The following is an 18,262-nucleotide window of genomic DNA, read 5'->3' on the forward strand; positions in this document are numbered from 1 at the left end:
CCGGGCCCGGTTCGTCATGCCTCCGGGCAGTAGCAAACCCCCTCGGCTGCTGCCCGGCGGTCCCTGCCCCACCAGAAGGGATACCTGCACGCCATGGCCCGCGAAATCGGCCTGCACCATGTGATCAGCCCCGCAATCCGCGACCTTCTCGCCCTCGCGAACGGCGATGGCTTCGACCGCGTCACCGAACAAGTCCGCAACCTGCGTGGCTGTACCAACCCCGTGAACCTGCACGGCTGGACAACCACCACCGACGCGACCACCAAGCAAGCGGTCCGCTCCTACCGCTCCGAGGACGAACCCTCCGGACGGCTACTGACCACCTGCGGAAACCGCCGCTCCTCCCGCTGCCCTGCCTGTTCTCGGGTGTACGCCGCCGACACGTACCACCTCATCAAGGCCGGGCTGTCCGGCGGCAAGAGCGTCGCCGAAACCGTCCGCGACCACCCCCGCGCCTTCGTCACCCTCACCGCCCCGTCCTTCGGCCCCGTTCACAACCGCCCTACGACGAAGGCAGGTGAGCCCCGCCCCTGCGCATGCGGCGCAAGCCACCCACAGGACGCTCCCGAACTCGGCACCCCACTCAGCCCAGCAAGCTACGACTACACCGGCGCCGTTCTGTGGAATGCCCACGCCGGGGCACTCTGGGCACGCTTCACCACCTACATGCGGCGTGCCCTCGCCAAGCACCTCGGCATGACACAGAAGGCACTGAACGCTGCCCTCCGGGTCTCCTTCGCCAAGGTCGCCGAGTACCAGCAACGCGGCCTGGTCCACTTTCACGCAGTCGTCCGCTTCGACGGTCCCGACGGCCACACCACCTCGCCCCCGGCCTGGGCCACCTTCGACGCCCTTCAGGCGGCTGTCGGCCTGGCGGTCGAGCGCGCAAGTCTCCTCGTCGAGTCGGACGCGGTCGGCGAACGCGTCATCAAATGGGGCGACCGCTTCAAGGTGGACCATATCTCCGCCCTGGGCGACGGTGAACTTACCGATGCCAAAGTCGCTGGATACGTCGCCAAGTACGCCACCAAGAACGCCGAAGGTGCAGGCACGGTTGACCGCACCCTGATGTGTCGCCCCTGCAAGGGACGCGGATACGTACGCGGCCCCGACGGCTTCCGCGACCTGTGCGAGGACTGCGACGGCACCGGCCAAGCCGAACCCCTCACCAGCCTGCCCGTACAGCAGCACGCCCGGCAGATGATCCGCACAGCTTGGGCGCTGGGTCACCTCCCAGAGTTCGCCCACCTCAAGCTCTGGAAGTGGGCTCACATGCTCGGCTTCCGCGGCCACTTCTCCAGCAAATCCCGCGCCTACTCCACCACCCTCGGCGCCCTCCGCGACGTCCGCCGGGCCTGGCGCACCGCACAGGCCGAAGCTGCCCGCGTTCGCGCCGGCCTCCCCGTCGACGACGAGAACACCACCCTCGTCACCACCTCTTCGTGGACCTACCTCAGCAGCGGCTACCGCCCCGGTGAAGAACTTCTCGCCGCCCAAGTCCGCCACGACATGGAGCACGCCCAACGCTGCAAGCACGAAGGGCTGATGCCCGCATGACGACAAACGTGCTCACCGTGGACCAGGTCGCCGCGCGCCTCGGCATCAGCCGCTGGAAGGTCCACGACCTGATCCGCTCCCGCGAACTCGCCTCTTTCAAGATCGGCCGCTGTCGACGCATCAGCGACGCCGCCGTAGACGCGTACGTGTCCCTCCGCACCGAACAGGAAGCCGCCTGATGGCCAAGCCCAAGAAGAACGCCAACAACGAAGGCACCATCTACCAGCGCAAGGACGGGCGTTGGGAAGGCAGCGCGTACGTGCTCACGACTGACGGCACGTACAAGCGGCGCAGCGTCTATGGAAAGACCTGGGACGAAGCACACGAGAAGCTGACCAGACTCAAGGCCGACTCCCTCAACGGCCTGCCGGTGGCCACCAGCAAGATGACGGTCTCCGAGTACCTGGGGTACTGGCTGCTGAACGTCGCCAGGGGCAAGGTCCGGCGGACGACCTACGTCAACTACGAGTCTCTCGTTCGCAACTACGTCACTCCAGAGTTCGGCAGGAAGAAGCTGGTCCGGCTCACTGCTCGCGACATCCGGGCCTTCCTCGTGAAGACGGCCGCCACGTGTCAGTGCTGTGCTCAGGGCAAGGACAAGAAGCGGCCCGAGCACAAGCGGCGCTGCTGCGCCCTCGGCAAGTGCTGCACGAAGCTCCCGTCTGATCGGACCGTGCGCTTCCTTCTGGTGATCCTTCGTGCCGCACTCCAGCACGCCGTGCGCGAAGACGAGCTGCCGCGCAACGTGGCCCGGAACGTGGAGCTGAGCATGGGAACGAAGCGCGAGATCGAACCGCTCACGGTTAAGGAAGGACGCATGCTCCTGGCGGCCGCGCGGGAGAACCGGCTGTGGGCCGCTTACGAGGTGGCGGTTCGAATCGGCCTGCGTCGCGGGGAACTGCTCGGGCTGCGCTGGTCGGACATGGACCTTCACGAAGGTGTCCTCACCGTCCGCCAGGCGCTCCAGCGGGTTGGCGGCGAACTGCTGATCGTCGCGCCGAAGACACAGCGGTCAGCTCGTCGCGTGGCCCTGCCGTCCGAGTGTGTGACCGCGCTCCGGGCTCAGCGTGCCCAGCAGATCGCCGACAAGAAGGCCGCGGGCGATGCCTGGAAGGGCACAGGCCACGGCCTGGTCTTCACCACGAGGAACGGCACGCCCATCGAGCCGCGCAACCTGAACCGGTCCTTCGAGGTCCTCTGCGCCCGGGCCGGCGTTCGCAAGGTCCGCTTCCACGACCTGCGCCACACCTGCGCGTCGCTCCTGCACGAACAGGGAGCCGACGCCCGCATGATCATGGAAGTACTCGGCCACAGCTCGATCCGCGTGACCATGGACATCTACACGTTCGTCCGGCTCGACTCACAGCGTTCGGCGTTCGATCGTGTGAGCGCAGCGCTCGTAAACGGCAGCCAAGATGGCGATGCCCGAACGCTAGACGAGAGGGAACGGTGACGGAGCAGCGACAGGTAGCTGACAACGCAAGCGGGCCCCCACCAGTGGGTGAGGGCCCGCTTCACCGCGTTAGAGCATCAGCCGGCGATCTGCTCGACCGTCTCCACTCTCGCGGACCGAACTCGCAGCTTCACGATCTTCTCGCCTTTGGTTCCGACTCCGTAGAAGTCGATGAACTCTCCTACGGTGGCGAACCCGTTGGCTTCGACTTCGCGCTTGCTGCCGAGGTCTTTGTTGATCACGTACGTGTACGTGATCACCCCTTCGAGCGCTTCGGGTCGTTGCCCGGAGGAACGGTGTTCTGCTCGCGCACCTGGCCGTTCCGACCCCGGACCCGCAGTTCACCGCCACCGTCATTGGCCAGGATCTCCTTGGCGCGCGCGGCGGCTGCTGCCTGGGTCGGCAGCACGGCACTTGCCCGTTCGGATCCAGGCTTCGTCACCGCCCAGCCGTCCTCGCGTCTGGACACATCCCGTGTGTTCGGCTGATTCGTCATGGCACATCCGTTTCCGAGGCCGGACGCGGGCAGCCATCTTGGAGGACCCAAGACAGGACGATAGAGTCTGCGAGCGCGACCAACGCATCAGGCCCCATTGCCAAGCGCCCAACCTCAAGTTGGGCCCCGGCTGGGGCCTGCTTTGGTTTGGCGGATCAAGTGAAGCACCCCGAATGGCCCAGCAGCAAGCACGACACCCCAACATGTGCCATGTGCAGTCAGACCCACCACTACATCTAGTGCTGGCGACGGAGCACAACACCAGATTATCGGCACCCACTGACATTCTCGGAGAGACGGGACGGTCGCCGGGCGGTCGCGCCACTCCCCAACTCGGAACCGGGTGCCAGGCGCAGCCCGCGACTCCTGCGCGTCGAATCGCCACCATCGGTTGGCAGGCGCTCTCACGGGGCCGGACGAGGTTGCCGTCAAACACTGCCGTCAAGACATACGCCAGAGGCCCCGTGGATTCCTCCACGGGGCCTCTGGTCTGGTGTGCACTCGGCAGGATTCGAACCTGCAACCTTCTGATCCGTAGTCAGATGCTCTATCCGTTAAGCTACGAGTGCTTGTTTTTTCTTTTGTTGTTGTCTCCGTTCCCGGCCTTTCGGCCCGTCCCGGCGACAAGAAGAACATTACATGACTGCCGCCGCCATGTGAAATCCGTTAGGCACACCCCTTCTGACCTGCGGAAACGTCGCGAGGGCCCGGTGAGGGGTGGTGGGCGGGGCGGGCCGGGCCGGGCGGGGGCGGGAAACGACGAAGCCCCGGTCCTGGTGGACCGGGGCTTCGGATCTTGCGGCGGAGGCGGAGGGATTTGAACCCTCGATGGGGGGTAAACCCCAAACCGCATTAGCAGTGCGGCGCCATAGACCGGACTAGGCGACGCCTCCAGCACAGTCCCTCTCGCGGATGCGCGAGTGGGTGCGTGCAGATGATGACACAGCTGAACGCCGCGTCACCAATCGCCCCCCACGGTACTAGGCGGGCAGGCCAGAGGGCAAAGCCCGGGGTGTCGACCGCAACCTATGGGTGGGTACGGGCGTTGAGCACGACATGTACATGCGCGTTTCTTCCCGAGTCCTCGGATCCGTCGCCGCCGTCGTCGGCCCGCTCGCCCTGCTCGCCGCCGCTCCCGTCGCCGCGCACGCGGACACCGACCCGGTGGCCGATGGGCTCGACCGGCTGACCATCACCGTCACCGACTCCGACAACGGCAGCGACGGAACGTACGAGCTGGAGTGCCGGCCCGCCGGAGGGACGCACGCGGAGCCGGCCGAGGCCTGCGGGCGGCTCGACGAGTTGGCGGTACAGGGTGTGGACCCGTTCGCCCCGGTCTCCGCCGACGCGCGCTGCACCATGCAGTACGGCGGCCCGGCCACCGCCCGCGTGACGGGCAACTGGCACGGGCGCGCGATCGATTCCTCGTACACGTTGAGCAATGGTTGCGAGATCTCCCGATGGGAGCAGATCGTGCCCGTGCTGCCTGCGACCGGGCCGTGACCCTGGGTCCATCAGTCACACGGTCGTGACGCGGCCCGCTCGGGATCAACACATCCTCTACGTGGGCTCCGTCGCATCCGGCGCCTCCAGTTCAACCTCTGCCCGTAGACTCCCTCCCGTGATACGCCGCGGACCGCGATGCCGGATGGTCCGCGCGGTCGGCACGTCGCAGTAATCAGGGAGGAACCGCAGTCGTGAGCAGCAGGCCATCCCGAGGCGCTGCTCGCCTCGCAGCCATACTTGACGCGCTCCCGGACGGGTTGTTGCTGGTCAACACCAACGGGACCGTGGTCAACGCCAACTCGATCGCCCTCGAGGCCTTCGAGGCGCCCGGCACGGCCCTGGTGGGGCGTGGACTGCTCGATCTGCTGCCCGAGTTCGACTCGCGGCTGATCCCGGGCTCCATGCGCAGGCCCGACACCGTCACCGACGAGCGCGGACGCACCAAGCCGACGCGGATGACCGCGCGCCGCACCGACGCCAGCGAGTTCCCCGTCGAGGTGACCTCCGCGAATCTCGCCGACGGCGCCCGGGACGCCGTGGATCCGTACAGCACCGGCGGCGGTCAGTCGTACAGCGGCTCCGAGCTGCTGATGCTCGTCGTGCGCGATCTGTCGGGGACCGTCGACACCGAGGCCGAGCTGGCCCGTTCGCAGCGGCAGACCGAGATGATCCTGCGCGCCGCCTCCGAGGGCGTCGTCGGCACCGACACCGACGGGCGCATCGTGCTCGTCAACCCCGCCGCCGCGCAGATCCTCGGCTTCCGCGCCAGCGACCTGGGCGGGCAGGAACTGCACCCGCTCATCCTGCACTCGCGCCCGGACGGGGAGCCGTTCCCGTACGAGGAGTCCCCGCTCGCCGACACCCTGCGCTCCGGGCGCAAGCACCGGGTGCGCGGCCAGGTGCTGTGGGCCAAGAACGGCGAGAAGGTGCCCGTCGACATGACGACAGCGCCGGTGCGCGACGGGGATCAACTCGTCGGCGCCGTCATGACCTTCGCCGACCGGCGCACCTTCGAGAAGCTGACCGTCGAGCACGCCGAGGAGCTCGCGCGGCGCGACGAGGCCGAGGAGAAGGAGCGGGCGGAGCACGCCGCCGAGCTCGCTCGCGTGCGCGAGGAGAGCGCCGACGAGCTGGCTCGGGTGCGGGAGGAGCTGGGCTCCGAGCTCACGTCCGTACGCGAGGAGCTCACCGGTGAACTCGCCGCCGTCCGCGAGCAGCACGCCGAGGAGCTGTCCGCCGAGAAGGAGCGGGGCGCCGCGCTCGCGGAGCGCGAGAAGGACCGTTACGAGGCCCTGGCCGCGCGGCACTCGCAGCTGCTCGCCGTGCTCGGGCAGTCGCTGCGCGGGCCGTTGGACGAGCTGCGGCACGAGCTGAGCCAGCTCGCCGCCGACGACGCCGGCCAGCTGTGGCCCGAGGCCAACCAGGTGCTGCACCACCTGGCCGCCGGGTACTCGCGGATGACGACGCTCGTCGACAACGTGCTCGCCTACCAGACCCTCGACGAGGGCGGTTCGCTGCTCTCCCGTACGAACGTCATGTTCGACGCCGTCGTCGCCGCGGGTGTCGACGGGGCCGTCGAGCTGATCGGGCCCGGCCGCGTGCAGTTCGCCGTGCACGCGCCGCCGATCGAGGCCGAGGTCGACGCGGGGCGGCTCGCGACCGCGCTCGCGCACCTCATCGCCGACGTCGCCGGGATCGACGCGACCGGCAACGCCCGGACGCCCGCCACCTCCGGCTATGTCGACTCGACCGTGGTCGTCGCCGCCGCGCAGCGCGGTTCGAACGTGCGGATCGAGGTGCGGGGGCCGTACGCGGGCGGTGACCCGGTGCACGAGCCGATCGTGCAGGGCATCGTGCGGGCGCACGGCGGTGTGCTCCAGACGCACGAGATGCCGGGCATGAGCGGTAGCGCCTACGTGCTTGAGGTGCCGATCGGGACGGGTGCCGGGGTCGTTCCCGCCGGTGCCGGTTCCGGTGCTGGTGCTGGTGCCGGTGGCGCGGAGATGCCCGGCGAGGCGCCGGAGGGCGGTTCCGCCAGCGACGCGGCGCAGGACGCCTCCGCCGAGACCGGACCCAGCCTGCCCGCGCAGGCCACCGGCGGGCGGCGCAGGGCGCGGCGGGCCTCCGGGCCGTCGGTCGACGCGTTCCTGGAGAGCAGTGTTCCGGCCGGCGGCGGACAGAACGCTCCTTCCAGCGGTACGGGCCGCAGGCGCGGACGTCCCGCCCCGGAGGAGTCCGCCGCCCAGGGCTCCGTGGTGACCGCTGCCGAACACGAGGCGGGCGCCCCGGCGTTGGGTGACACGGTGCCGCCGCAGGGCGTGCCCGCGCCGACCGGGCGCAGGGCCCGTCGTGCCGGGCGCCAGGAGCAGGCCGCGCTGCCCGCGCTGCCGTCCGGGCCCGCACCCGAGTCCGAGCAGGGCGCCGAACCGGCGCAGGGTGAGCTGGAGTTGGCCGGTGCCGCCGGTTCCCAGCCGACCGGGCGTCGGGCGCGGCGTGCGCTGCGCACCGCGCAGGCGGCCCAGGAGGCGCAGGCCGCGCGCGAGCAGCAGCAGGCCGGACCGCGCGAGGTGTTCGCCCTTCCCCCGGCCGAGGCCGACCGGACGCCGGCGGCCCGGGAGGCGGCGCAGCCGCAGGGTGTGGCACAGGCGCAGGGTGTGACACAGGCGCAGGCGCAGGCGCAGACGCAGGCCGGTGTGCCGGGTCAGGCGCAGGCCGTTGTGCCCGGTCAGGCGCAGGCCGGGCAGCAGCCCGAAGCGCAGGCCCAGGCGCAGACCGGCGTACAGCCCGGGACGCAGGACGGCGGCGCCATGCCGCAGCCCGCCCCGCCGCAGGCCACCCCGCAGCCGCAGCCCCTTCCGCTGCCGGACGAGGCGCAGCAGCACGACAGCGCCGAGACGCACGTGGCGCAGGACCACACCCCGCCGCAGCCGCACCCGGCGCAGGCCACGCCCGCGCAGGGCACGCCCGCCCCGCCGCAGGCCGCCCCGGCCGGTGGCACCGGTGGCGCGCTGCCGCCGGAGAACGGCCAGGTGGACCAGCAGGCGGCACCGGCCGCGAACCCGGTGGGCAACCAGCCGGTCGCACAGCCCGGAACCCAGCCGCCGAACCAGCCTGTGGCCCCATCGGTGGCGCAACCGGGCGCCCAGCCGCAGCCCCAGCCCCAGCCTCAGTCGCCCAACTCCCCGGCGAACCAGCCGCAGTCGGCACCGGCAACAGCACCGGCACCGGCCCCGGCCCCCGCCCCACAGAACCCGCAGCCCAACCAGCCGCAGCCCGCACCGCAGAGCCCCACGGGCCCGCAGCCGGTCGCGTCGCCTGCCGCGCCGCAGAACCCGGCGGGCCCCCAGCCGACCGCACCGCAGGCCACCGCGCCGCAGCCGGGCGCCGCTCTGGCGGCGAACCCCACGGGCCCCGTGCCGGAAGCCCCGCCCGCCCACGAGAGCGCGCAGGAAGGCGCGCCGCGGCCCGCCGCCGCGGCGCAGCCGCTGCCCGCCGAGGCGCCGAAGCCGGCGGCCCAGCCCTCCGCGCCGACCGGTGACACGAACTCGACGCAGGGACGCGCCTTCAGCGTGCGGACGCTGGGGCAGGGCGTGCCGTTCGGGCGCCAGCGCCCCGCGCAGGCCTCCGTACCGCCGCAGGCGCCCGTACCCCCGCAGGCCCCGCCTCGTCCGGGTGCCGCGCCGCAGCCGGGCCAGCCGCAGGGCGGCACCGGTTCGCAGGGCGGGACGCTCGGCGGTTCCGGACGGCGCCGCAAGCTGTCCAACCGCCAGGGGAACCAGCCGGGACAGCAGAACCAGTCGGGACAGCCAGGACAGCAGGGCCTCCCGGGGCAGCAAGGTCAGCACGGCCAGGCCGCGCAGCCGGACAACGGCAACGCGGCGCAGCCCCCGGCCCCGCCCACGCCCCCGCAGGGCACCGGCACGCAGGCCCGGCCGCACCCGCAGCCCCCGCTCCTGTCGCCGAACGCCTCCGAGGGCGGTGGCCGCTCGTACGCGATCGGCGCCCCCGAACAGGACGGCGTCGAGGGCCCGGAGCCGCTGGACGGACCCGGCGGTGCCGTCGAGGTCGCCAACCGGCCGCAGCCGATGCCGATGGACGACGAGCTGCCGCCCGAGCCGCTCGACAACCCGCGCCGGCTCCTCGTCTGGCCCGCGCCGGACGTGGCGACGCAGCAGGCGCTGAGCGAGCGCGGATACCGCCCGGTGACCGTGCACTCCCGCGAGGAGGTCGACGCGCAGATCGCGGCGTTCCCCGCCGCGCTGTTCGTGGACCCGCTGACCGGCCCCATCACCCGGACCGCGTTGCAGTCGCTGCGGCAGGCCGCCGTCGCGGCCGAGGTGCCGGTCCTCGTGACCGCGGGCCTCGGACAGGCGACGCGCGAGGCGGCGTACGGCGCCGACCCCGCCGTGCTGCTGAAGGCGCTCGCTCCTCGGGACAGCGAGCAGCATCCGCCGCGGGTGCTGCTGATCGAGGAGCACGAGGAGATCGCGCTCGCCCTGACCGCGACCCTGGAGCGGCGCGGGATGCAGGTCGAGCGGGCCGCGAACGACGCGGACGCGGTGGCCGTCGCGGCGGAGCTGCGGCCGAACCTGGTCGTCATGGATCTGCTCCAGGTGCGCCGCGGCCAGGCCGGCGTCATCGACTGGCTGCGGGCGAACGGGCAGCTGAACCGCACCCCGCTCGTCGTCTACACCGCCGCCGTCGACGGCCCCGACCTGCCGCGGCTCGCGGCGGGGGAGACGGTGCTGTTCCTGGCGGAGCGTTCGACCAGCACCGAAGTGCAGGGCCGGATCGTGGACGTACTGGCGAAAATAGGGACCAACTGAGCTGGGTCGCCCGACTCACGCATCCCCAACGCGCGTACGGGGGCGGCCCTTTCGGGCCGCCCCCGTTTCACGTGAAACAAGCCGTCAGAGCTTCGTGACGTCCAGCTCGCCCTCCGCGTACTGCTTGCGGAGCACCTTCTTGTCGAACTTGCCGACGCTGGTCTTCGGGACCGCGGGGATGATCGTCCAGCGCTCCGGCAGCTGCCACTTGGCGACCTTCTCCGCGAGGAACGAGCGCAGCGTCTCGAAGTCGGCGCTCGCGCCCTCCTTCAACACGACCGTCGCGAGCGGCCGTTCGCCCCACTTGTCGTCGGGGACGGCGACGACCGCGGCCTCGGCGACGTCCGGGTGCGACATCAGCGCGTTCTCCAGGTCGACGCTGGAGATCCACTCTCCGCCGGACTTGATGACGTCCTTGGCGCGGTCGGTGAGCGTGAGGTAGCCGTCCGGGCTGATGGTGCCGACGTCGCCGGTCTTCAGCCAGCCGTCCTCGCTGAACTTGTCCTCGGGGCGCATCGGTTCACTGTCCGCGCCCGCGTAGTACGCGCCCGCGATCCACGGTCCGCGCACCTCCAGCTCGCCCGCGGACTCGCCGTCCCAGGGCAGCACCTCGCCTCCGGGCCCGGTGAGCCGCCCCTCGACGCCGGCCGGGAAGCGGCCCTGCGTGAGCCGGTACGCGAACTCCTCCTCGCTGCCCGGCGCGGCGTGCGCCGGGGGACGGGCGACGGTGCCGAGCGGCGACGTCTCGGTCATGCCCCAGGCGTGGCAGACGCGCATGCCGAGGTCGTCGAAGGCCTTCATCAGCGAGGGCGGACAGGCCGCGCCGCCGATGGTGACCTGCGTGAGCGTGGAGACGTCGCGCGGCTTGGCGGTGAGCTCGGCGAGCAGGCCCTGCCAGATGGTGGGGACGGCCGCGGCGTGCGTGGGGCGCTCGGACTCGATCATCTCGGCGAGCGGCGCGGGCTGGAGGAAGCGGTCCGGCATCAGCATGTTCACGCCGGTCATGAACGTGGCGTGCGGCAGGCCCCAGGCGTTCACGTGGAACTGGGGGACGACGACGAGGGAGGTGTCGGCGTCCGTGAGGCCCATCGACTGCGTCATGTTGACCTGCATGGAGTGCAGGTAGATGGAGCGGTGCGAGTAGACGACGCCCTTGGGGTCGCCCGTGGTGCCGGAGGTGTAGCACATGGCGGCGGCCCGGCGTTCGTCCAGCTCGGGCCAGTCGTACGTGGTCGGCCGGTCGGCGATCAGCTCCTCGTACTCGTGCACGCGGGCCTGCGCGCCGTCGAGGACGGAGCGGTCGCCGGGCCCGGCCACCACGATGTGCTCGACCGTCGGCAACTGCGAGAGCAGCGGGGCGATCATCGGCAGCAGCGAGCCGTTGGCGATGACGACCTTGTCGGCCGCGTGGTTCACGATCCACGCCAGCTGGGCGGCCGGCAGGCGGAGGTTGAGCGTGTGCAGGACCGCGCCCATGCACGGCACGGCGAAGTACGCCTCGACGTGCTCGGCGTTGTTCCACATGAGGGTCGCGACGCGGTCGTCCTCGCGGACCCCGAGTTCGTCACGGAGGGCGTTCGCGAGCCGGTGCGCGCGCTCGGCGGCCTCGCGGAAGCTGCGGCGGTGCGGCTCGCCCTCGCCGGTCCACGTGGTGATCTGGGACGATCCGTGCACCCGCGCGCCGTGTTGCAGAATGCGGGTCACGGTCAGCGGTACGTCCTGCATCGTGCTCAGCACGGCGTCCTCCCGGTGGGCGCTACGGAGCAGTAAGGGTCCGCTGATTCTCACTGCATACCAGGCGGTATGTCACTACCTCCCGGAATGATCGATCAGCGAATCACCCAGGATCCACCGCTGGTCACGCCGTGTGCCGCAGTTCCGGGTCCTCGCGGAGCTTGCCGAGCGCCCGCGACACCGCGCTCTTCACCGTGCCGATGGAGACGCCCAGCACCTGTGCCGTCTGGGCCTCGCTCAGATCCTCGTAGTAGCGCAGCACGACCATCGCCCGCTGCCGCGCGGGCAGTCTGGTGATGGCGCGCCACATCGCGTCGTGCAGCGCCTGCTGCTCGGCGGGGTCGCCCGCGGGCAGCTCCGGGTGTTCCGGCAGCTCGTCGCAGACGAACTCGTCGACCTTGCGCTTGCGCCACTGCGAGGTCCGGGTGTTCAGCAGGGCCCTGCGCACATAGCCGTCGAGCGCCCGGTGGTCCTCGATCCGGTCCCACGCGACGTACGTCTTCGTGAGGGCGGTCTGCAACAGGTCCTCGGCGTCACACGGGTTCGACGTCAACGACCGGGCGGTGCGCAGCAGCACGGGCTGGCGTGCGCTGACATACGACGCGAACGACGGGTACGTCGTGGGTGCCGAGAGAGTTGCGGTCATGGCTCCACGCTATGAGCGCCCCCTACTCCGGGGGATCGGCCGGAGGTCCCGAAGCGGCGTCCGCCTCAGGTTGTACGAGGGGTGCTGGCCCCACCTCCTGAAGGTGGAGCCGGGGGTGCGGTCCCCTGGGGGATCAGCCCTGACTCTCCCCCTCCCGGTCGGCCTCAGCCGATCCGGGCCACGGGCGCGTCCACCATGTTCCGGTCGATCCACAGCGTACGGCCGCCGTGCCGTTCCTTCACGTTGCCCGCGTACTGGTGGATCCTGCGCTGCGGGTGCCAGGAGGCGCGGCCCTTGAGCGTCGGCTCCTCGTACAGGCCCGGCCGCGCCTGCCAGCGGGCGAACCACATCACGGCGGGCAGGTCCGCGACGCCCGCGCGCCGGGCCTCCTCCATGTGCCGCACGCCGGAGCCCGCGCTGCTGTAGAAGCCGGGAACGTATCCCTGGCGGGTCACCTCCCGGTCCCAGGCGCGGACGAACGACAGCGTCGTGCGCGCGCAGGGCTTCTTCCGGTGGGCGTAGGCCTCCATGTCGAGGTAGAGCGGGCTGCTCGGTCCGATGGCGAGTCGCTCGGCGCGGTCGACCGCGTCGCGCGCCTCGCGCACGCCCTGCGCCCACGGGTCGCGCCCGATGAGCGTGTCCTTCTTGTGGTGCGCGTAGACGCAGGGCGACTGCGAGCCGACGTAGATCGGCAGGATCCGCCACCCCATGCCGGTGGCCGCGCGCGTCCAGTCGCGGTCGAGGTGCTCCTGGTTCGGGCAGGCCCGCGCGCGGCCCGCGAAGTAGACGCCGATCGCCTGGTACTTCGACTCCCGCCAGCGGCGCATCGTGTCGAGGGAGGGGGTTCTGCACACGTCGAAGGCCCGCCCGTTGAACGTCCGCACCCCCGAGTGCCAGGGCCCCGAACTCGCGTCGGAGCCGGAGGCGGCGGGCGCCGACACCGGCTGCGCGCGTGCCGACGGCGGCGGGCTCTCCGCCATCGCCGTCGGTGCGAGGCCCGCGCCCAGCAGAAGGGAAACAAAACCCAAGGTCATCCATTGTTTGCGCATGGGCCGAGTGAAGGGCGCGGGGCCGCTCGCGGGGCGGGCGAACACACCCCGTTCAGCCGTCCGACCCCAGAATCAGACCCGATGTAGGGACCCCGGTGCCCGCGGTGACCAGCGCCGTGGCCGCGCCGGGTATCTGGTTCACGGCCGTCCCCCGCACCTGCCGGACGCCCTCCGCGATGCCGTTCATGCCGTGCAGATACGCCTCTCCCAACTGCCCTCCGTGCGTGTTCAGCGGCAGCAGCTCCTCCGCCACGAAACCGGCGGCCTCCCCCGGCGGGCAGAAGCCGAACTCCTCCAGCTGCATGAGCACGAACGGCGTGAAGTGGTCGTAGAGGATCCCCACGTCGATGTCGTCGGGCCCCATTGCGGCCGTGCGCCACAACTGCCGCGCCACGACGCTCATTTCGGGCAGGCCCGTCAGGTCGTCCCGGTAGAAGCTCGTCATCTGCTCCTGCGCGCGGCCCGCGCCCTGCGCGGCCGCCCTGATCACCACGGGCGGATTCGGCAGCGCGCGCGCCCGCTCCACACTCGTGACGACGATCGCCTGCCCGCCGTCCGTCTCCTGGCAGCAGTCGAGCAGCCGCAGCGGGTCGACGATCCCGCGCGACGCGGCATGGTCGGCGAGCGTGATCGGCTTCCCGTAGAAGTACGCCGCCGGATTCGTCGCCGCGTACCTGCGGTCCATGACGGCGACGTGCCCGAACGCCTCCGGGGTCAGCCCGTACGTGTGCAGGTAGCGCTGCGCCGCCATCGCCACCCAGGACGCCGGGGTGAGCAGCCCGAACGGCAGGTTCCAGCCGAGCGCCGCGCCCTCCGCGGACGGCTCCCGGTGCTGGACGCCGGAGCCGAAGCGCCGGCCCGAGCGTTCGTTGAACGCCCGGTAGCAGACGACGACGTCGGCGACGCCGCTCGCCACCGCGAGGGCCGCCTGCTGCACGGTGCCGCAGGCCGCGCCGCCCCCGTAGTGCACCCGCGAGAAGAAGGACAGCTCCCCCATTCCCGCGGCCTGCGCCACGGTGATCTCCGGGTTGGTGTCCATGGTGAACGTGACCATGCCGTCGACGTCGGCCGGGGAGAGGCCCGCGTCGTCGAGCGCCGCGTGCACCGCCTCCACGGCGAGCTTCAGCTCGCTGCGGCCGGAGTCCTTGGAGAACTCCGTCGCGCCGATGCCGACGATCGCGGCCCGCCCGCCGAGCCGGTCCTTTCCGCGCACGCTCATGCCGCGCTCCCTTCGGGGAGGGTGACGGTGACCGTGCCGGTGACGTGGTTGCCCAGACCGTTCCTGCCGACGACCTTCACCCGCGCGGTGTGGCCGTCGACCTCGGTGACCGCGCCGCTCAACACCATCGTGTCGCCCGGATAGTTGGGCGCGCCGAGGCGTATCGCTACCTTGCGGAGGGTGCAGTGCGGGCCGAAGTGGTCGGTGATGTAGCGCCCCACCAGGCCGTTCGTCGTCAGGATGTTCATGAAGATGTCGGGAGAGCCCTTCTGGCGCGCCAACTCCGCGTCGTGGTGCACGTCCTGGTAGTCCCGCGAGGCGATCGCCCCGGAGACGATCAGCGTCCGGGTGATCGGGACCGTCAGGGGCGCGAGCTCGTCCCCGACCTTCACGCTCGGCTCCTCACCGGTCTTCATACGCCCACCCCTCCGTCGCCCGTTCCCGCTGCGATCAAGTCGCCCAGCTCCTCCAGGAGTTCCGGCCCGCACCCCAGGTATCCGTCCAGCTGCCGGCCCCACAGGAAGTGCCGGTGCACCGGGTGGTCGAGGTCGGCGCCCATGCCGCCGTGCAGATGCTGGCCCGTGTGCACGACCCGCTTGCCCGCCTCCGCGGCCCACCAGGCGGCGGTCAGCGCGTGGCTGTCGTACGGGAGCCCGGCGTCGCGCCGCCAGGCCGCCTCGTACGCGGTGACCCGCATCGCCTCGATGTCCATGTACGCCTCCGCCGCCCGGAGTTGGACCCCCTGCTTGGCGGCGAGCGGCCTGCCGAACTGCTCCCGCTCGTTGGTGTACGCGACGGCGCGGTCCAGCGCCCCGGCGCACACCCCCGCCTGCAACGCGGCGAACGCGGTCCGCGCGGCGGCGAGCACCTCCCCGTACGCCTCGTCGTCGCCGATCCGCTCGGCCGCCACCGCGTCGAGCACGAGGCGGCCCGCGGACCAGGGCGCGGTCAGCTCGACGGGCTCGCGTCCGGCGTCCTCGGCGCGGATCATCCACAGGCTGTGGACAACGTTTCCGGTTCCGCCCCGGGCCGCCACCAGCACGTGCGTGGCGTCCCGCAGCCACGGCACCCACGGCACGACCCCGCTCAGCCGCGCCGTCCCGGCCCCGTCGGAGGGGGCGTCGACCACGATCCCACCGCGCGCGGGAAACGCCCCCGCCGCCACGGCCGAACCGTCCCGCAGTCCCGGAAGCAGCCGCTCCCGCTGCTCGTCCGTGCCGTGCGAGGCCACCGCCAGAAGGCCGAACACACAGCTCGCGGCGAACGGCACCTGCGCCGTCGTGCGCCCCTGCTCCTCCAGCATCAGGGCGAGCCCGAGCAGCCCGGTCTCCTCGACGGCGCCCGCGAGGCCCGCCGCGCCCAGCTCCTTCCACAGCTCGCCGTCGGTGCCGCCAGCCAGGGCCGCGAGCCGCTCCGGTGTGGACAGATCGCCGAAGATCCGCGCGGCGAGCTCCCGCGCCGCCTCCTGCTCCGGGGTGGGCGTGAAGTCCACGTCAGACCTCCTCGACGACACGGAAGACGGGGAGCTCCAAGTCGTCGTCGACGGCCAGGAATTCGAGCCGTACGGGCATGCCGATGCGGACCTTGTCGGACGGCACGCCCACCACGTTGCTCACCATGCGCACGCCCTCCGCCAGCTCGATGAGCCCCACCGCGTACGGCGGGTCGAAGGCGGGGAAGGGCGGATGGTGCATGACCACATAGCTGTAGACGGTGCCCTCGCCGCTCGCCTCGACCGTGTCCCACTCCTGGCCGCCGCACGTGTTGCACCCCGGCAGCCACGGGAAGCGCAGCGCCTCGCAGCCGAGGCAGCGCTGCACGAGGAGCCGGTGCTCGGCGACGCCCTCCCAGAACCCCGCGTTGTCCCGGTTGACGACGGGCCGCGGCCGCCGGCTCCCGCTCTTCTGTTTCCCGGGGGCGGCCGAACCGCGAGCGGCGGGCGTGTACTTCAGGATGCGGAACAGGTGCGTCCCGGCGAGCTCCCCGCCCGCCCGCACGTTCATCCGCGTCGTGATGAAGTGCCCGGTGCCCAGCTTCGTCGTCTTCAGCGGCGAGATCGACTCGATCACCGAGTCGTACGTGATCGTGTCCCCGGGCCGCAGCGGCCGCAGGTACTCCTGCTCGCAGTCGGTGGCGACGACCGAGGTGTACCCCGCGCCGTCGAGCAGCGCGAACAGCTCGTCGTGGGCGGGCGAGCGCCCCTCGTAGCTGGTCAGTCCGGCCATCGTCCAGGCCTGGAGCATGGTCGGCGGCGCGATCGCGTCCGGTCCCGTGTAGGCGGGATTGGTGTCGCCCATCGCCTCGCACCAGTGCCGGATCATCGGCGCGTTCACCGGATCGAGCCCCGCGGCCTCGGTCGCCGCCACCCGCCCCTCGAACGTCCGCAGCTTCTCGTACGACAAGGGCTCGTGGCCCATGTACTCCTGTCCCGCCACGCCCGCGCTCACCGCTTCCCCCTCCGCATGCCGAGCCGCATCGTCGCCACGATCTCGCGCTGCACCTCGCTCACCCCGCCGCCGAACGTGTTGATCTGCGCCGCGCGGTTCATCCGCTCCAACTCGCCGTCACCCACCCCGGCCTCACCGCCGAACGAACCGGGCGACCCGGCCCGCACCCACCCCGCCTCGCCCGCGATCCGCTGGCAGATCCGGTACGTCTCGACCGCGGACTCCGTTCCCGCGAACTTGACCCCGCTGGCGTCGCCGGGGGCCAGTCGGCCGGTCCCGACGTCCCCCACCAAACGCCAGTTGAGCAGGCGCGTCGCCGCCAGCCGGGCGTGCGCCTCGGCGAGCTGGGACCGGACCCAGGGCGAGTCGACGCGGCGCTCGCCGGTCACCGGATCAGGGGTACGGGCGGCGTCGGCCACCCGCTCGTAGAAGTCCTCGGCCTGCATCCCGATCGCGGCGAGGGCGACCCGCTCGTGGTTGAGCTGGTTGGTGATCAGGCCCCAGCCGGCGTCCTCCTCGCCGACCAGGTTCGCGCCGGGGACCCGGATCCCGTCGTAGTACGTGGCCGTCGTGGTCAGTCCGCCGACGGTCTCGATCGGGGTCCAGGAGAAGCCGGGCGCGTCGGTCGGCACGAGGACGATCGAGATGCCCCGGTGCTTGGGCGCCTCGGGGTCGGTGCGGCAGGCGAGCCAGATCCAGTCGGCGTTCTGCGCGTTCGACGTGAACACCTTCTGGCCGTCGATCACCCAGTCGCCGCTCGCCCCGTCGCGCACCGCGCGTGTGCGCAGCGCCGCGAGGTCCGTGCCCGCCGAGGGCTCGCTGTAGCCGATCGCGAAGACCAGGTCGCCCGCGAGGATGCGGGGCAGGAAGGATGCCTTCTGTTCCTCGGTGCCGTACTTCATGAGGGTCGGGCCGACCGTGTTGAGCGTGACCATGGAGACCGGCGCCCCGGCCCGGTAGGCCTCGTCGAAGAACACGAACTGCTCGTCCGCGCCGCGCCCCTGGCCGCCGTACTCGACGGGCCAGCCGAGGCCGAGGAGTCCTTCGGCGCCGATGCGGCGCAGCAGCCGGCGCTGCCCGTCCGGGTCGTCGGCGGCCGGTGGACCGTCCGGCATCAACGTACGGAATCTCTCGCGCAGTTGGGCGCGCAGCTCGCGCTGGCGCTCGGTGGGGGCGAGGTGCACGGCGGCTGCCCTCCAGGACTGGCCTCGTACCGACAAGGGTTTCTGACTGTCCGTCAGATACTGTCGGGTGTCAAGAGATCAGCGGCCTCCACGGCAGGATCGGAAACCCGCCCGGCACACGCCTGCGCGGCGGCGCCGAAGCACC

Annotated in this window: 15 protein-coding genes and 2 tRNA genes; 5 read left to right on the forward strand and 12 right to left on the reverse strand. The window is 71.6% G+C overall.

Annotated elements, in window-relative coordinates:
• Positions 1–93 precede the first annotated feature (93 nt).
• Genes ACYBSK_RS36830 through ACYBSK_RS36840 form a run of 3 tightly spaced genes read left to right on the forward strand, consistent with a single transcriptional unit; the run spans position 94 to position 3,010 of the window.
• Entirely contained in the window at positions 94–1,557 is a 1,464-nt protein-coding gene (locus tag ACYBSK_RS36830) for a replication initiator (RefSeq protein WP_460244690.1), read from the forward strand.
• Positions 1,554–1,736 (forward strand): helix-turn-helix domain-containing protein, encoded by a 183-nt coding sequence (locus ACYBSK_RS36835; RefSeq protein ID WP_460244691.1) that lies wholly within the window; start codon positions 1,554–1,556, stop codon positions 1,734–1,736. The genes ACYBSK_RS36830 and ACYBSK_RS36835 overlap by 4 nt, the downstream gene beginning before the upstream one ends.
• The gene (locus ACYBSK_RS36840; RefSeq protein WP_460244692.1) at positions 1,736–3,010 is read left to right on the forward strand and encodes a site-specific integrase; all 1,275 of its coding nucleotides are present in this window, start codon (positions 1,736–1,738) and stop codon (positions 3,008–3,010) included. The genes ACYBSK_RS36835 and ACYBSK_RS36840 overlap by 1 nt, the downstream gene beginning before the upstream one ends.
• A 77-nt stretch (positions 3,011–3,087) precedes the next feature.
• Here ACYBSK_RS36840 and ACYBSK_RS36845 read toward each other — a convergent pair whose 3' ends face one another.
• The 4 genes from ACYBSK_RS36845 to ACYBSK_RS36860 form a co-directional block, all read right to left on the reverse strand.
• Positions 3,088–3,252, reverse strand: a complete 165-nt coding sequence (locus ACYBSK_RS36845; protein WP_460244694.1) for a hypothetical protein — start codon at positions 3,250–3,252, stop codon at positions 3,088–3,090.
• A gap of 14 nt (positions 3,253–3,266) precedes the next feature.
• Positions 3,267–3,506 (reverse strand): DUF2188 domain-containing protein, encoded by a 240-nt coding sequence (locus tag ACYBSK_RS36850; protein WP_460244695.1) that lies wholly within the window; start codon positions 3,504–3,506, stop codon positions 3,267–3,269.
• A gap of 496 nt (positions 3,507–4,002) precedes the next feature.
• Positions 4,003–4,075 (reverse strand) — tRNA-Arg (locus ACYBSK_RS36855).
• 233 nt (positions 4,076–4,308) lie between these two features.
• A tRNA-Ser gene (locus ACYBSK_RS36860) sits at positions 4,309–4,399 on the reverse strand.
• Positions 4,400–4,568: 169 nt separating this feature from the next.
• On the opposite strand from ACYBSK_RS36860, the gene ACYBSK_RS36865 reads away from it, so the two are divergent.
• Both ACYBSK_RS36865 and ACYBSK_RS36870 read left to right on the forward strand, forming a co-directional pair.
• Complete coding sequence (locus tag ACYBSK_RS36865) at positions 4,569–5,009, forward strand: SSI family serine proteinase inhibitor (RefSeq protein ID WP_457481524.1); 441 nt, start codon at positions 4,569–4,571, stop codon at positions 5,007–5,009.
• A 194-nt stretch (positions 5,010–5,203) separates the two neighbouring features.
• On the forward strand, positions 5,204–9,838 hold the full coding sequence (locus ACYBSK_RS36870) for a PAS domain-containing protein (protein ID WP_460244696.1): 4,635 nt from the start codon (positions 5,204–5,206) through the stop codon (positions 9,836–9,838).
• 84 nt (positions 9,839–9,922) lie between these two features.
• On the opposite strand, the gene ACYBSK_RS36875 is transcribed toward ACYBSK_RS36870, so the two are convergent.
• The 8 genes from ACYBSK_RS36875 to ACYBSK_RS36910 all read right to left on the reverse strand — a co-directional run bounded on the left by ACYBSK_RS36875 (position 9,923) and on the right by ACYBSK_RS36910 (position 18,117).
• Positions 9,923–11,575 carry a long-chain fatty acid--CoA ligase gene (locus ACYBSK_RS36875; protein ID WP_460244697.1) on the reverse strand — a complete coding sequence of 551 codons (1,653 nt, stop codon included), beginning with the start codon at positions 11,573–11,575 and terminating at the stop codon, positions 9,923–9,925.
• Between the two features lie 121 nt (positions 11,576–11,696).
• Entirely contained in the window at positions 11,697–12,218 is a 522-nt protein-coding gene (locus ACYBSK_RS36880) for a SigE family RNA polymerase sigma factor (RefSeq protein WP_457481527.1), read from the reverse strand.
• Positions 12,219–12,382: 164 nt separating this feature from the next.
• Positions 12,383–13,252 carry a glycoside hydrolase domain-containing protein gene (locus tag ACYBSK_RS36885; RefSeq protein WP_457481979.1) on the reverse strand — a complete coding sequence of 290 codons (870 nt, stop codon included), beginning with the start codon at positions 13,250–13,252 and terminating at the stop codon, positions 12,383–12,385.
• A gap of 67 nt (positions 13,253–13,319) precedes the next feature.
• Positions 13,320–14,486, reverse strand: coding sequence for a lipid-transfer protein (locus ACYBSK_RS36890; protein ID WP_460244698.1), 1,167 nt, complete (start codon positions 14,484–14,486; stop codon positions 13,320–13,322).
• A complete protein-coding gene (locus ACYBSK_RS36895; RefSeq protein ID WP_457481529.1) occupies positions 14,483–14,902 on the reverse strand; it encodes a MaoC family dehydratase in 420 nt (139 codons plus the stop codon). The genes ACYBSK_RS36890 and ACYBSK_RS36895 overlap by 4 nt, the downstream gene beginning before the upstream one ends.
• Positions 14,899–15,978 (reverse strand): acyl-CoA dehydrogenase family protein, encoded by a 1,080-nt coding sequence (locus ACYBSK_RS36900; protein ID WP_457481530.1) that lies wholly within the window; start codon positions 15,976–15,978, stop codon positions 14,899–14,901. Before ACYBSK_RS36900 ends, ACYBSK_RS36895 begins: the two co-directional genes overlap by 4 nt.
• Before the next feature lies 1 nt (position 15,979).
• The gene (locus ACYBSK_RS36905; protein ID WP_460247173.1) at positions 15,980–16,903 is read right to left on the reverse strand and encodes a bifunctional MaoC family dehydratase N-terminal/OB-fold nucleic acid binding domain-containing protein; all 924 of its coding nucleotides are present in this window, start codon (positions 16,901–16,903) and stop codon (positions 15,980–15,982) included.
• Between the two features lie 26 nt (positions 16,904–16,929).
• On the reverse strand, positions 16,930–18,117 hold the full coding sequence (locus ACYBSK_RS36910) for an acyl-CoA dehydrogenase family protein (protein WP_460244699.1): 1,188 nt from the start codon (positions 18,115–18,117) through the stop codon (positions 16,930–16,932).
• Between the last annotated feature and the right edge of the window lie 145 nt (positions 18,118–18,262).

Source organism: Streptomyces sp. BYX5S, from assembly GCF_054724165.1.